Genomic DNA, 12,283 nt, shown 5'->3' on the forward strand with positions numbered 1-12,283 from the left:
CGAAGTATCTGGAAACGTTGGATCGGGTATCACCGGCGCAGCTTGGTGGAAACCAAGATGAACTGCATCAAACGATTGGGTGAGCGGCTGATGTCTCGTCCTTTGAGCGACAAGTCAACGAGCTGCACATTCGAGCAGCCATCTTGAATCGATTTACAGAACTTGGCCGTCCTCAGACGGCAGCCGTGGCATAGCCACGGCTGGGGTTTGGGGGAGCTTGGCCTGAAATCGATTTATGCAACAACGCCCCCACTCGTGAAGTCTCGTCGGTAGAGCTTCGTTGTCTTCTTTGATGTCCATAGAGTGGACAAGATCGATAAATTTGACATGGATCAGATGGTCCATAAAATGGACATTAGTCTCATCTTGCGAACAAGATCGAGATCAAACCACCTCACGGAGACAAAGCATGAACAAGGAAATGTCCGAGACGCTCACCCGCGTCGGCCCCAATACACGAATGGGAAATCTGCTGCGCCGCTACTGGGTGCCAGCATTGATGTCCAGCGAGATCGCCGAAGCGGACGGGCCGCAGGTGCGGGTCCAATTGCTGGGCGAGAAGCTGCTGGCCTTTCGCAATACGGATGGCAAAGCTTGCCTGATCAGCGAGTTCTGCTCTCATCGCGGCGTCTCGCTGTACTTTGGTCGTAACGAGGAGAACGGCATTCGCTGCGCCTACCATGGCGTCAAGTTCGATGGCAACGGCCAATGCGTGGATGTACCCTCTTCGCCGCAATCCTGCGCCCGCATGCACATCAAAGGCTATCCCTGCGTGGAGCGCGGCGGTATTGTCTGGGCCTACATGGGACCCGAGGAACACAGACCCGTTCCTCCGGAGCTGGAGTGGTGCACCCTGCCACCGGAGCATGTATTCGTCTCCAAACGCCTGCAATACAGCAACTGGCTGCAAGCCATGGAAGGCGGCATCGACACGGCCCATGTGTCCTATGTGCACCGCTTCGAGGTGGATACGGATCCCATGCACCAGGGTGTCAAGGCGCTGGATTACATCAAGGCCGACGGCAACGTGAAGTTCGAGATCGAGCAGACGCCCTTCGGGCTGAGCCTGTTCGGGCGCCGCAATGGCGAGCCCGATTCCTATTACTGGCGCATCACGCAGTGGCTGTTCCCCTGGTTCACGCTGATCGCTCCTTTCGGTAAGCATGCGCTGGGTGGCCACGTGTGGGTACCTATCGACGACTACAACTGCTGGGCCTGGAGCATCAATTGGCAGCCGGATCAGCCGCTTACTGAAGAAGAACGACGGTCCATGGAGGAGGGCAAAGGCATACACGTGGAGTATGAAGCGCCCGGCAGCTTCATTCCCAAGGCGAATCGCAACAACGACTATGGCATGGATCGAGTGGCGCAGCGCGAAGAGCGCTCCTATAGCGGCATCTTTGGCTTCTCCGCACAGGACTATTCGCTGCAGGAAAGCATGGGTCCCATCCAGGACCATGCCGCGGAGAGGCTGCTACCCACAGACAAGGCAATCGTTATGGCGCGTCGCATGCTCAATGAAGCCGCCCTCGGACTAGAGCAGGGAGAAACCCCTCCCGCCCTTGACGCAAGCGAGCAGCACGTGCGGCCCGCAGGCGTGCTACTGCCCCGCGATCAGGACCCGGTGGCCTGGGCCCGCGAGGAGCTGGCAGACGCGACGAAGAAGCCGGTCTTCAGCCTTTGAACAAGAAACGCCACGACGAGAAATGACGGAGACAAAATCAAATGAAGTTCCCCACGACACTCAAGGCCGTCCTAGTCGCAGGCGCCTACATGGCGACTGCGGCCTGGGGCCAGGCAACAGCGCCCTCCGAATGGCGCCCCACCAAGCCCGTACGCATCGTCGTGCCCATTACGGGCAGTACGAATGATGTACTGGCGCGCCTGATTGCGCCCAAGCTTCAGGATGCGTTGGGGCAACCCTTCGTGGTAGAGAACAAGCCTGGAGCTGGCGGGAACATCGGGGCCTACGAAGTCAGCCGCTCGTTGCCGGACGGCCATACCTTGCTGATCGGCTACAACGGGCCTTTGGCCATCAATGTCACCCTGTTTGACAAGATGCCCTATGACCCGCTCAAGGATTTGGCGCCCATCACGCTGGCGGTGAAATCGCCGCAGTACCTGGTGGTCAATCCTGATGCTGGTTTCAAGGATGTGAAGGACTTCATTGCCAAGGCTAAGGCGAATCCCAGCAAGTACTCTTATGGCTCCGTGGCTATGGGCAGCGCCTCGCACCTCACCATGGAGATGATGAAATCGGCGGCGGGCTTCCAGATGACCCATGTGCCTTACCGTGGCGCAGGGCCTGCCGTGACGGACCTGATTGCCGGCAATATCCAGGGCGGCTTCTTTGTTCCGGGCAATGTTCAGGGCTTCGTCAAGGAAGGGCGCCTGAAGCTGCTGGCCTCCACGGGAACAAAGCGCTTTCCCAGCACACCCACGATTCCTACGCTGACTGAATCCGGCCTCAAGGACTTCGAGGCCACGTCCTGGATCGGACTGCTAGCGCCTGCCGGAACGCCGCCCGTGGTCATCAATACCTACCACCAGGCCATGGTTCGCATCCTCAACTCCCCGGATATACGCAAGCATCTGGACGAGATGGAGTTCGAGACCATCGCCAGCACCCCCAAGCAGTTCAGCGACTGGATAGCCACTGAAACCGTGCGCTGGGGCGAGGTCATCAAAGCAACGAATGCAAAGGCGGATTGAACAATGAGTGAATCCAGAATGGCGGGACGGACCGCCTTGATTACCGGCGCCGGTGCGGGCATAGGCGCCGCCGCCTCCCATCTCTTCTGCCAGGAAGGGGCTGCGGTGCTGATGGTGGACGCGAACGCCGAGGCCCTGGAGCGCACGCGCGAAGCCATTTTGCAGGCCCTGCCTGGAGCCCGGCTGGCATGTGCGACTGCCGATGTGTCAGATGAGGCCGCCGCAGCAGCAGCCGTAGGACAGTGCGTGCAGCAGTGGGGCGGTCTCGATACCCTGGTGAACAACGCCGCCATGCGAAACTACAGTGCCGCAGCCGATGCCACTGCAGCCGAATGGCAGGCCATGGTCGGCGTCAATCTGGTGGGGATGTCCAACTACTGCAGGGCTGTGCTTCCTGCGCTGAGGCAGTCGGGAACAGGCAGCATCGTCAACGTGTCCTCCTGCTATGCGGTCACGGGTCGCAAGGGCATGGCCCTGTATGACGCGACCAAGGCGGCGCAACTGGCCTATACCCGTAGCCTGGCATTCGAGGAGGCCGCTCACGGCGTGCGCGCCAATGCGGTGTGCCCGGGCTCCACGTTGACCGACTTCCACGTCGGCAGGGCACGCAACGCGGGCAAGAGCGTGGAGCAGCTCAGGACGGAGCGCAAGGACACATCGCTCATAGGTCGCTGGGCGTCGCCGGAGGAGATCGCCTGGCCCATCCTCTGGCTGGCTTCCCGCGAGGCGTCTTTCATCACCGGGACCACTCTGATGGTCGATGGTGGCCTGCACATCATGTAACGCCATGGCCTCTACATATCTTCAGGCGCGCGTTCACCAGATGCGCTACGAAGCGGTCGGCACCCTCAGCGTGGAGCTGCGGCCGCTTGCTGCGGTGCAGGAGTTTTCCCAGCCTGTGCAGGCGGGTGCCCATATCGATCTGCACCTGGCCGATGGGTTGGTCCGAAGCTATTCGCTGATCAATCCGGGGGAACGCCATCGCTATGTGGTGGCGGTGTCACTGGACCCGGCCAGCCGTGGCGGTTCACGCTTTGTGCATGAAAAGTTGCGGGTTGGGCAAGCGATTCAGATTGGCGGGCCGCGCAATCATTTCCCTCTGGTCGAAACTGCCCCCCATAGCGTGCTGGTAGCCGGAGGGATCGGCATCACGCCTGTTCTGGCCATGCTCCGGAGGCTGGATGTCCTGGGCAGGACGGCGCACCTTATCTATTGCGCATCCAGCCGCGCGAGCGCCGCCTTTGTGCCGGAGATCGAGGCCATCGCTGCCCGGGCCGGCGGCAGGGTGACGGTCGACTGGCACTTCAAGGATGAAAAGGGTGTGCGTGCCGATCTGTACAGCCTTCTCCAAGGACACGCCGAAGGCGCACACTTCTATGCTTGCGGGCCTCTGGCTTTTCTGGCGTCTTATGAAGACAGCTGTCAGAAGCTCGGGCTGGAGCATGTGCACTTGGAGCGTTTTGCTGCCGCACCGCTGGCAGCCCCCCGGACACCGGAAGTCGGCTATGCCGTCGAGTTGCGCAGGACCGGCAAGACCGTGCAGGTGGCTGCGGGGACTTCCTTGCTGGATACCTTGATCAACGCGGGCATGAACCCCGAGTACAGCTGCCGTGAGGGTGTGTGCGGGGCCTGCGAGGTCCGGGTCATTTCTGGCGATGTGGATCACCGCGACCAGATACTGAGCGAGCAGGAGCGGGCGGCGAACAAAAGCATGATGATCTGCGTCTCTGGTTGCCGTTCAGGCAACCTGGTCCTGGATTGCTGAGCGGCATCGGAACAGTGTGCGGATGACAGGTAAGGGCAGTAGCGCCTAGGGAATGCCGCCAGCCGCATGCTCTTCCCATGTGGCGAGCGCTTGTGCACAGCGCAACTGCCCATGTTCGCTATCCATTAGATGGACAATTGCAGGTAGAGTATCGGCATGAATCAGAAAACCGTTGACATGTCCGAATCCGATAAATCCGAAGGCGGGGTGCGCGCAGTCCAGCGGGCTCTTGACGTGCTTCTGGCTTTCAGGCCCGGAGATGATGGGTTGCTGGTGGCCGAACTGCTCAAGCGGGTCGACCTGAGCCGGCCGACCCTCTACCGCTTGCTCGATACGCTCAATACCAAGGGGTTTCTCGTTTCCGAGGGCGAACCCCAGCGTTTCCGGCTCGGCCCGGCAGTCCCTCAGATGGCTCATGCCTGGTCCGCAGGCATGAGCTACGAAACCGTTGCCCAACCCATGATGCGCCGCCTGTGGGAGAAAACCCGCGAGACCATTTCCCTGCACGTACATGAGGGTGCTTTCAGGATATGTGTTGCCGAACTTCCCAGCACGCAGCCTCTGAGCTTCAAGCGGGGCGTAGGTTATCGCGAGAAGCTCGTGCGGGGCGCCAGTGGTCGCTCGATCCTGGCATGGCTGAACGTGAGCAAGCAAGACCTTAGCGCTTATGGCGCGGAAAACGCCGCCGAAGCTAAGCGGTGCACCGAACAGCTCAAGCAGATTCGCCTCGAAGGCTACGCCACCAGTCGCGATGAGCTGATTGAGGGCGCTGTCGCTATTGCTGCGCCGTTCTTCGACAGCAGCGGCCGCGTGGTGGGATCGCTAGGGCTATTCGGTCCCAGCGCAAGACTCGACGAAGAGGTTGTGCAGGGCTATGCCGCGCTGTTAAGGGAAGAGGCTGCACAGCTTTCGGCGGCATTGGGATTCAAGAATTGTCAGGTCCCGGATGATTGCGCACGTTCTTGACGAATAAATCAGGTGCTTTCATCTTCCATTTTTTGAGTGCTTGAACTGGGGCTTCGTGCCCCAGTGCCTTTTGCGGTAAGTGGTGGTTATACAGCCAGACAAACCTGTGCAGCGTCTTCTCCAAATCCTCTGCGCTGTTGAAGTGGTGCGAGCGCAGTACTTGATTCAGGCGGCCATTGAAGCGCTCGACCATGCCGTTGGTTTTTGGCGTCCTGGGCTTGGTGAGCCGATGTTCTATCCCCAGTGCTTGGCATAGCTGGTCGAATTCGTGCTCGCCTGTGGGCTGGCGAGTGCGACTGCCAAACAAGCGGTCTGTGAACTCTTTGCCGTGGTCGGTGAGGATGGTGTGAATCCTAAATGCTGCAGCTTTGCGGACGGCGGCCAAGAAGGCTTTGGCGGACGCTGCCGTCTTGTGTTGCTTGATATCAATGAACACCCAGCGTGTGGCCCGATCAATGGCAACAAAGACATAGCGGCGCTTGTCCTCATCTTGCATCTGGGGCAGGTACTTCACATCTACATGCACATAGCCAGGCTCATACGCCTTGAAGGGTTTGTGCTCGCTCTCAGGCTTGGGCTTGCCGGGTCCGATCAGGAACAACTGCACGCCCCGCGCATGCGCCCGACATCGGAAGGACGGCGCAAACCCGAGCCTCAGCCGCTGCGCTAGGCAAAGACATGGTGGCGCATTACATCCCTTGCGGATACAACTTTTTTTCCAACTCATTGCGAGCGCGCTTCAGCGGCATCAAAAAAGTCTCTTTGAACTCGCTCATGCTGAGTCTCTCTGCTCTAACTGCAATGCTCATGGCAGCAATTGTGTTGCCTTGAGGGTCGCGCACTGGCGCCGCCATGGAGCGCACACCCAGCTCCAACTCTCCATCGCTGCATGACCATCCGGATTGCCGGCAAGTATCAAGCAGACCCAGCAACTCCTCCAAGTCAGTCACTGTCTGATGGGTCATAGCCATCCGCTCAATCATCTCCAGCCTTGCACGCGCCTCCTGCTGGGGGAGTCCTGACAACAGCACCCGACCAATCGCAGAACAGTACACCGGCAACCTGGATCCTATTCCTAGGCCCGTGCTCAAGCTGCGCCGTGCGGTCGAACGGCCAATGATGATGGCATCGTCTTCCAACAAAGTACCAAGCGAAGCGGACTCTCTGGTGCGCTCCGACAGTGCGTCCAGTAGCGGCTGGGCCAACGCAGGCATGGGGCGCGATGACAGAAATGAATAGGCGATCAGCAGCGACTTGGGCTGCATCCAGAACAGCTTCCCGTCACTCTCTAGATAGCCAAGCTGTACCAGCGTGCTGAGTGAACGTCTGGCCGATGCTGGTGTGGACTGCGTGAGCCTGGCCACTTCCGACAGCGTGAGCCGGGTATGCCGACGGTCAAAGCAAGTCAGTACCCCCAATCCCTTGCGCAGCGATTCCACAAAGTTCTTGTCCTGCATAGCGATCAAATCAAGGTGTTTTCAACATTTTTGCGCATAGCGCAAAAACAGGTTTAACACTAAGTACGACATCCCCATACTGCAGTTCCCCACACAAGAAGGAGACAAGATGCGCAACGCATCCATTCGCAGACGCGAAGCATTGATCGGCATTGCCGCTGCGGTCGCCGCAACAGGTAGCCTGGCTCAGTCAAATCAACCTCTCAAGATCGTCGTGCCTTTCTCAGCGGGAGGTACCGCCGATGTACTGCCGCGCCTAGTAGCCGAAAAAATCCGCGCGGACTACGCAGGTGGCGTGATCATTGAAAATAAGCCCGGGGCTGGTGGAAACATCGGTGCCGATCTAGTGTTCCGGGCACCGCCGGACGGAATGACTGTGCTGGCCTCCCCTCCGGGGCCCATCGCCATCAACCACAACCTCTATCAGAAGCTCAGCTTTGACCCGACTAGCTGGGTACCGGTGACGATTTTGGCCACAGTGCCCAACGCCCTGGTCATCAACCCGAAGCTGCCTGTTAAGTCACTTGGCGAGTTCATTGCATACGCCAAAGCCAATCCCAAAAAAGTGACTGTGGCGACGCAAGGCGACGGCTCCACATCTCACCTGACTGCTGCCATGTTTATGCAGCTGACTGGCACTGAACTGACTGTCATCCCTTACAAGGGAACAGCCCCGGCACTGATTGACCTGATCGGTGGCAATGTGGATGTGTTTTTCGACAACATCAGCTCGTCGGCCACCTACCACCAGGCCGGCAAGGTGCGCATTCTGGCCGTTGCCGACGAGCAGCGCTCTCAAATATTGCCCCAGGTCCCCACCTTCGCCGAGCAGCAATGGCCCGCCATGCAAGCCTTGACTTTCTTTTCTGTTGTGGCTCCCCCAGGCACGAGTGCAGAAATCGCACAGAGGCTTCAGAAGCAGATGGCCCAGGCTCTGTCATCAAATGACATCCGCAAGCACTTTCTGGAACAGGGTGCCGTGCCCTGCGGTTGGGATCCCACCAAGACTGCTCAGTTCATCCGCCAGGAAACCGAGAAGTGGAAGAAGGTGCTGAAGGCCGCCAACGTCAAGCTCTAACCCTTAGGAATCAACATGCAAGAATCCATCATCCAGTGGCATGGGGCCACTAATACGCGCGTGCCTTTCGGTATCTATACCGACACAGCCAATGCTGATCAGGAACAGCAGCGCATCTATCGCGGCGAGGTCTGGAACTACCTGTGCCTGGAATCTGAAATCCCCGAGGCGGGTGATTTCCGCACGACCTTTGTTGGTGAAACACCGATAGTTGTCGTGCGGGATGCCGACCAGGAAATCTATGCCTTCGAGAACCGCTGCGCGCATCGCGGCGCGCTCATCGCGCTGGAAAAATCGGGCCGTGCGGATAGTTTCCAGTGCGTCTATCACGCCTGGAGCTACAACCGACAGGGAGATCTGACCGGCGTTGCCTTCGAGAAAGGCGTCAAGGGCCAGGGTGGCATGCCGGCCTCGTTCTGCAAAGAAGAGCATGGCCCGCGCAAGCTCCGTGTAGCTGTCTTTTGCGGTTTGGTCTTTGGCAGTTTTTCCGAGGATGTACCCAGCATTGAGGATTACCTTGGCCCTGAGATTTGCGAGCGCATAGAGCGCGTGCTGCACAAGCCCGTAGAAGTCATCGGTCGCTTCACGCAAAAGCTGCCTAACAACTGGAAGCTCTACTTCGAGAACGTGAAGGACAGCTATCACGCCAGCCTCCTGCATATGTTCTTCACCACCTTCGAGCTGAATCGCCTCTCACAAAAAGGCGGCGTCATCGTCGACGAGTCGGGTGGCCACCATGTGAGCTATTCCATGATCGATCGTAGCGCCAAAGACGACTCGTACAAGGACCAGGCCATCCGCTCCGACAACGAGCGTTACCGGCTCAAAGATCCCAGCCTTCTAGAGGGCTTCGAGGAGTTCGAGGACGGCGTGACTCTGCAGATCCTTTCTGTGTTCCCTGGCTTTGTGCTGCAGCAGATTCAGAACAGCATCGCCGTGCGTCAGTTGTTGCCCAAGAGCATCTCCAGCTCGGAACTCAACTGGACCTATCTCGGCTATGCAGATGACAGTCCCGAGCAGCGCAAGGTCAGACTCAAACAGGCCAACCTCATCGGCCCGGCCGGATTCATTTCCATGGAAGACGGAGCTGTCGGTGGATTCGTTCAGCGCGGCATCGCAGGTGCGGCCGACCTTGACGCGGTCATCGAGATGGGCGGAGACCACGAAGGCTCTAGCGAGGGCCGCGCCACGGAAACCTCGGTACGCGGCTTTTGGAAAGCCTACCGCAAGCACATGGGACAGGAGATGCAAGCATGATCAATGAAATTCAAATCGCGGCCTTCAATGCCGCTTACGCGAAGACCATAGACAGTGACGCCATGGAGCAATGGCCAACCTTCTTCACGAAGGATTGCCACTATCGCGTCACCAATGTCGACAATCATGCTGAAGGGCTTGCTGCCGGCATTGTCTGGGCGGATTCACAGGACATGCTCACCGACCGAATTTCTGCGCTGCGCGAAGCCAATATCTACGAGCGCCATCGCTATCGCCATATTCTGGGTCTGCCTTCGATCCAGTCAGGCGATGCAACACAGGCCAGTGCTTCCACGCCGTTCATGGTGCTGCGCATCATGCATACAGGGGAAACAGAGGTCTTTGCCAGCGGTGAGTACCTCGACAAATTCACCACGATCGATGGCAAGTTACGCCTGCAAGAACGCATCGCGGTTTGCGACAGCACGGTGACGGACACACTGATGGCATTGCCGCTATGACAATAGTGCACCGTAGATTGGCTTTGGCCATCGGCGATCCCCACGGTATTGGCCCTGAAATTGCACTGAAAGCTCTTCAGCAGTTGTCTGCCGCCGAAAGATCCCTGATCAAGGTCTATGGACCGTGGAGCGCTCTTGAACAAGCAGCGCAGATCTGCCAAATGGAGCCCCTTCTTCAAGACCTCATTCACGAGGAAGCCGGCTCGCTGGCACAACCAGTGCAATGGGGAGAGATCACCCCGCAGGCAGGCCTATCCACGGTGCAATCTGCAACAGCAGCCATCCGGGCGTGCGAAAACGGCGAAGTCGACGCCGTCATCGCCTGCCCCCACCATGAAACGGCCATTCACCGCGCGGACATAGCGTTCAGCGGCTACCCATCTTTGCTCGCCAATGTTCTTGACATGAACGAAGACCAGGTATTCCTGATGCTGGTAGGGGCTGGCCTGCGCATAGTGCATGTCACTTTGCATGAAAGCGTGCGCAGCGCATTGGAGCGGCTCTCTCCTCAGTTGGTGGTCAACGCGGCGCAGGCTGCCGTGCAGACATGCACCTTACTCGGGGTACCTAAACCAAAAGTCGCTGTATTCGGGATCAACCCTCATGCATCTGAAGGACAGTTGTTCGGCCTGGAGGACTCCCAGATCACCGTTCCCGCTGTCGAGACACTGCGCAAGCGCGGCCTAGCAGTAGACGGCCCCATGGGAGCTGACATGGTTCTGGCACAGCGCAAGCACGACCTGTATGTAGCCATGCTGCACGATCAGGGCCATATCCCCATCAAGCTGCTGGCACCTAACGGAGCCAGCGCACTCTCCATCGGTGGCAGGGTGGTGCTTTCCAGTGTGGGCCATGGCAGCGCCATGGACATTGCAGGCCGTGGCGTGGCTGACTCCACGGCCCTCCTGCGCACGATCGCCCTGCTCGGAGCCCAACAGGTCTGAGGCCCTTCCATGAATCACCAAATCCATATCCACGACTCTGATATCGCGTTCCCCTGCGCGCCCGGGCAATCCGTGCTGGATGCCGCCCTGCAGGCTGGCATCGAACTACCTTATTCCTGCCGCAAAGGTAGCTGTGGCAATTGTGCGAGCACCCTGCTCGATGGAAATATTACTTCCTTCAATGGCATGGCCGTGCGCAGCGAACTCTGCACCTCGGAGCAGGTATTGCTGTGCAGCTGCACCGCCGCCAGCGATATCCGTATTCAGCCGAGCTCCTTTCGCCGCCTCGACCCGGAAGCCCGCAAACGTTTTACGGCCAAGGTGTACAGCAATACACTGGCGGCACCCGATGTCTCGCTGCTGCGCCTGCGCCTGCCTGCGGGCAAGCGCGCCAAATTTGAAGCCGGCCAATACCTGCTGATTCACCTCGACGACGGGGAAAGCCGCAGCTACTCTATGGCCAATCCACCCCATGAGAGTGATGGTGTCACATTGCATATCCGGCATGTACCGGGTGGCCGCTTCAGCACTATCGTCCAGCAGTTGAAGTCTGGTGACACATTAGATATTGAACTGCCATTCGGCAGCATCGCACTGAAGCCTGACGACACCAGGCCCCTGATTTGCGTTGCAGGTGGCACGGGATTTGCGCCCATTAAATCCGTTCTTGATGACTTAGCCAAACGCAAGGTTCAGCGCGACATAACGCTGATCTGGGGGGCTCGCAACCCCTCGGGCCTGTATCTTCCTAGCGCCATCGACAAGTGGCGCAAAGTCTGGCCACAGTTTCGCTACATTGCAGCCATCACCGACCTAGGCGATATGCCTGCGGATGCTCACGCAGGTCGGGTGGATGACGCGCTACGCACACACTTTGGCAACCTGCACGATCATGTGGTGCACTGCTGTGGCTCACCCTCCCTGGTTCAATCAGTGCGCACAGCAGCTTCCGATATGGGCCTGTTAGCACAGGACTTCCACGCGGATGTTTTTGCGACGAGCCCGACTGGTAGCCACTAGAAGTAGCTATTCATGCGATATCAACACGGCGGGATATGACGGAGGCTGAGCTTGCGAGTGACTTGATGGGGAATGTTTGATAAACACTGAAAGGGGCTTTATGCCTAATGCCAGTCAGTTAAGGTTCAGCTGCCTCTAGATGAGCTAAAAGGCAACGTGTTTACACGTTGCCTTTTTCATTGATGGGTATTCTCTCAGGCGCATTGCGCCAATGTCTCTCTCAAGCGCCAGATCAGCTTGATCAATTGGCAGCTTTCATTGATCGTTCTTGAATCGCCCCGGGTTTTGAGGAGGCTCCAACACTTGAGAAGATGGAGCTATGACCAAGTCAAACAAGTTCTCGCCCGAGGTGCGCGAGCGTGCCGTACGCATGGTGCAGGAGCACCGAGCCGACTACCCTTCGCTGTGGGCAGCCATTGAATCAATAGCCCCCAAGATTGGCTGCGTGCCGCAGACCTTGAACGATTGGGTCAAGAAGGCCGAGGTCGACAGCGGCCAGCGTGCCGGTACCACCACGTCAGAAGCCCAGCGCATCAAGGAGCTGGAACGTGAGGTCAAGGAGCTGCGCCGGGCCAACGACATCCTGAAGACGGCCAGCGCGTTTTTTGCGCAGGCGGAGCTCG

The 12,283-nt window shown here is 58.6% G+C and carries 12 protein-coding genes and 2 pseudogenes; 12 read left to right on the forward strand and 2 right to left on the reverse strand.

Going from position 1 to position 12,283, the window contains the following annotated elements; all coding sequences use genetic code 11:
• The 6 genes and pseudogenes from FYM52_RS17935 to FYM52_RS17960 all read left to right on the forward strand — a co-directional run.
• Positions 1–194, forward strand: a pseudogene (locus FYM52_RS17935) (IS5/IS1182 family transposase); the annotation flags it as partial.
• Positions 195–409: 215 nt separating this feature from the next.
• Positions 410–1,684 (forward strand): aromatic ring-hydroxylating dioxygenase subunit alpha, encoded by a 1,275-nt coding sequence (locus tag FYM52_RS17940; RefSeq protein ID WP_047219865.1) that lies wholly within the window; start codon positions 410–412, stop codon positions 1,682–1,684.
• 41 nt (positions 1,685–1,725) lie between these two features.
• The gene (locus FYM52_RS17945; RefSeq protein WP_052862776.1) at positions 1,726–2,712 is read left to right on the forward strand and encodes a tripartite tricarboxylate transporter substrate binding protein; all 987 of its coding nucleotides are present in this window, start codon (positions 1,726–1,728) and stop codon (positions 2,710–2,712) included.
• A gap of 3 nt (positions 2,713–2,715) precedes the next feature.
• Positions 2,716–3,495, forward strand: coding sequence for an SDR family NAD(P)-dependent oxidoreductase (locus FYM52_RS17950; RefSeq protein WP_154165078.1), 780 nt, complete (start codon positions 2,716–2,718; stop codon positions 3,493–3,495).
• Positions 3,496–3,499: 4 nt separating this feature from the next.
• Positions 3,500–4,477, forward strand: a complete 978-nt coding sequence (locus FYM52_RS17955) for a PDR/VanB family oxidoreductase (RefSeq protein WP_047219862.1) — start codon at positions 3,500–3,502, stop codon at positions 4,475–4,477.
• Between the two features lie 156 nt (positions 4,478–4,633).
• On the forward strand, positions 4,634–5,443 hold the full coding sequence (locus tag FYM52_RS17960) for an IclR family transcriptional regulator (RefSeq protein WP_082138180.1): 810 nt from the start codon (positions 4,634–4,636) through the stop codon (positions 5,441–5,443).
• Here FYM52_RS17960 and FYM52_RS17965 read toward each other — a convergent pair.
• Together FYM52_RS17965 and FYM52_RS17970 are read right to left on the reverse strand one after the other, a co-directional pair.
• Positions 5,403–6,023 (reverse strand): annotated as a pseudogene (locus FYM52_RS17965) (DDE-type integrase/transposase/recombinase); the annotation flags it as partial. The gene FYM52_RS17960 and the pseudogene FYM52_RS17965 overlap by 41 nt on opposite strands.
• A gap of 109 nt (positions 6,024–6,132) precedes the next feature.
• The gene (locus FYM52_RS17970) at positions 6,133–6,900 is read right to left on the reverse strand and encodes an IclR family transcriptional regulator C-terminal domain-containing protein (protein WP_103739194.1); all 768 of its coding nucleotides are present in this window, start codon (positions 6,898–6,900) and stop codon (positions 6,133–6,135) included.
• 109 nt (positions 6,901–7,009) lie between these two features.
• Between FYM52_RS17970 and FYM52_RS17975 the strand changes: the two genes are divergently transcribed.
• From FYM52_RS17975 to FYM52_RS18000, 6 genes are all read left to right on the forward strand, one after another.
• Positions 7,010–7,978 carry a tripartite tricarboxylate transporter substrate binding protein gene (locus FYM52_RS17975; protein WP_154165079.1) on the forward strand — a complete coding sequence of 323 codons (969 nt, stop codon included), beginning with the start codon at positions 7,010–7,012 and terminating at the stop codon, positions 7,976–7,978.
• A gap of 15 nt (positions 7,979–7,993) precedes the next feature.
• Complete coding sequence (locus FYM52_RS17980; RefSeq protein WP_047219860.1) at positions 7,994–9,235, forward strand: aromatic ring-hydroxylating dioxygenase subunit alpha; 1,242 nt, start codon at positions 7,994–7,996, stop codon at positions 9,233–9,235.
• Complete coding sequence (locus tag FYM52_RS17985) at positions 9,232–9,696, forward strand: nuclear transport factor 2 family protein (RefSeq protein WP_034369201.1); 465 nt, start codon at positions 9,232–9,234, stop codon at positions 9,694–9,696. Before FYM52_RS17980 ends, FYM52_RS17985 begins: the two co-directional genes overlap by 4 nt.
• Positions 9,693–10,640, forward strand: coding sequence for a PdxA family protein (locus FYM52_RS17990; protein ID WP_047219859.1), 948 nt, complete (start codon positions 9,693–9,695; stop codon positions 10,638–10,640). The genes FYM52_RS17985 and FYM52_RS17990 overlap by 4 nt, the downstream gene beginning before the upstream one ends.
• Positions 10,641–10,649: 9 nt before the next feature.
• Positions 10,650–11,660 (forward strand): FAD-binding oxidoreductase, encoded by a 1,011-nt coding sequence (locus FYM52_RS17995; RefSeq protein WP_034369195.1) that lies wholly within the window; start codon positions 10,650–10,652, stop codon positions 11,658–11,660.
• A 319-nt stretch (positions 11,661–11,979) separates the two neighbouring features.
• The coding region (locus tag FYM52_RS18000; RefSeq protein ID WP_154165080.1) for a transposase at positions 11,980–12,283 on the forward strand (304 nt) is incomplete at its 3' end.

The sequence above is a fragment of the Comamonas sp. CAH-2 genome, assembly GCF_009668305.1.
Lineage (GTDB): Bacteria > Pseudomonadota > Gammaproteobacteria > Burkholderiales > Burkholderiaceae_C > Comamonas > Comamonas aquatica.

Bases quoted from the DNA above. Each gene is read 5' to 3' on its own strand.
- FYM52_RS17940 (WP_047219865.1), top strand. From the start codon at position 410: ATGAACAAGGAAATGTCCGAGACGCTCACCCGCGTCGGCCCCAATACA.
- FYM52_RS17945 (WP_052862776.1), top strand. From the start codon at position 1,726: ATGAAGTTCCCCACGACACTCAAGGCCGTCCTAGTCGCAGGCGCCTAC.
- FYM52_RS17950 (WP_154165078.1), top strand. From the start codon at position 2,716: ATGAGTGAATCCAGAATGGCGGGACGGACCGCCTTGATTACCGGCGCC.
- FYM52_RS17955 (WP_047219862.1), top strand. From the start codon at position 3,500: ATGGCCTCTACATATCTTCAGGCGCGCGTTCACCAGATGCGCTACGAA.
- FYM52_RS17960 (WP_082138180.1), top strand. From the start codon at position 4,634: ATGAATCAGAAAACCGTTGACATGTCCGAATCCGATAAATCCGAAGGC.
- FYM52_RS17970 (WP_103739194.1), bottom strand. From the start codon at position 6,900: ATGCAGGACAAGAACTTTGTGGAATCGCTGCGCAAGGGATTGGGGGTA.
- FYM52_RS17975 (WP_154165079.1), top strand. From the start codon at position 7,010: ATGCGCAACGCATCCATTCGCAGACGCGAAGCATTGATCGGCATTGCC.
- FYM52_RS17980 (WP_047219860.1), top strand. From the start codon at position 7,994: ATGCAAGAATCCATCATCCAGTGGCATGGGGCCACTAATACGCGCGTG.
- FYM52_RS17985 (WP_034369201.1), top strand. From the start codon at position 9,232: ATGATCAATGAAATTCAAATCGCGGCCTTCAATGCCGCTTACGCGAAG.
- FYM52_RS17990 (WP_047219859.1), top strand. From the start codon at position 9,693: ATGACAATAGTGCACCGTAGATTGGCTTTGGCCATCGGCGATCCCCAC.
- FYM52_RS17995 (WP_034369195.1), top strand. From the start codon at position 10,650: ATGAATCACCAAATCCATATCCACGACTCTGATATCGCGTTCCCCTGC.